This window comes from Brachyspira catarrhinii, from assembly GCF_005518285.1.
GTDB classification, from domain to species: Bacteria; Spirochaetota; Brachyspiria; order Brachyspirales; family Brachyspiraceae; genus Brachyspira; species Brachyspira catarrhinii.
The window spans coordinates 1-670 of the sequence record NZ_SJDU01000695.1 but is presented as its reverse complement, the minus strand read 5'-3'; the positions used below and the strand labels follow the sequence as shown (position 1 = coordinate 670).

1 protein-coding gene is annotated in these 670 nt (G+C 35.8%); it reads right to left on the bottom strand.

Going from position 1 to position 670, the window contains the following annotated elements; all coding sequences use genetic code 11:
- Positions 1 to 3: 3 nt before the first annotated feature.
- Positions 4 to 501 (bottom strand): elongation factor P, encoded by a 498-nt coding sequence (locus tag EZH24_RS13115; RefSeq protein WP_137999456.1) that lies wholly within the window; start codon positions 499 to 501, stop codon positions 4 to 6.
- Positions 502 to 670 lie beyond the last annotated feature (169 nt).

Sequence of the window (670 nt, the reverse complement as noted above, 5' to 3'; positions counted from 1 at the left end):
AAACTATGATAAAGGAACATTCACTTCCATTCCCGTTTCAAGTTTTGCGGGCTTTAAAGTGGCTCCCGTTGTGTCGCCTTTAAACCCTGGCTCCGTATAGGCTACTCCCAAAACTACATGAATTGGAAAACGAACCGCCGTAACTTCATCGTTAATATATTGCAAATCGACTTCGCTGTTGTCCAAAAGATAGTATTTGTTATTTCCCAATATTTCCGCATCGACATGAACTTGCTCGTAATCGTCTAAAATCATAAAAATATAACTGTTTCCTTCTTCGTATAAATATTGAGCTTTTCTGTAAGATATATCCGCTTCTTCCACGCTTTCGGTAGACGAAAAAGTTTTTTCAACGATATTTCCTTTAAGCATATTTTTTAATTTAGTTCGGACATTCGCTTTTCTCTGTTGCGCTCTATGAAAGTGAGCGTCCATTACCAAATAGGTTTCTCCGTCCAAAATTATAGCGTCTCCTTTTCTTAAATCGTTTACGGGTAGCATTAAAAACTCCTAATTTTTTTGAAAATTTTATTAAACAAATATTTTTATTTTAACGAAAGATTTATTACACGGCGTTGATTTTTTTCATCATATCCGATTTTTTAGCGCCCGCTCTGTTTGCATGAATAATAGATTTTCTTGCCGCCTTATCCAAAGCGCTCGCGTATTT